Origin of the sequence: Cognaticolwellia mytili (genome assembly GCF_002104475.1) — a bacterium.
Classification (GTDB): domain Bacteria; phylum Pseudomonadota; class Gammaproteobacteria; order Enterobacterales; family Alteromonadaceae; genus Cognaticolwellia; species Cognaticolwellia mytili.
On record NZ_NBOF01000039.1, the window covers coordinates 1 to 286 of the forward strand.

The window sequence follows — 286 nt, forward strand, 5'->3', positions numbered from 1 at the left end:
TCTCTCGATCGCGTACGTTCACCTGCGCGGTCGGGTCCGTCACAAGCTGACCCGCCAACTGGGCGACCACTCCAGCTTTCTGGCCCCGATCAACAGTTTTCTGTACCTGTTTTCCAAACACCCGGCCAAGCCGTACTTGCCGGTGGATGCCTTTCCCGAACTGAAGCCGCTGCAGGAGCACTGGCAGGAAATTCGCGAAGAAGGCCGGCAATTGCTGCAGGTAGGCGAAATCAAGAAGTCCGAAAACTACGACGACGTGGGTTTCAACTCGTTCTTCAAAACCGGC

Annotated in this window: 1 pseudogene; it reads left to right on the forward strand. The window is 57.0% G+C overall.

Annotated features, from left to right (window positions below):
• Positions 1–286: pseudogene (locus B7C41_RS19980) on the forward strand (aspartyl/asparaginyl beta-hydroxylase domain-containing protein); the annotation flags it as partial.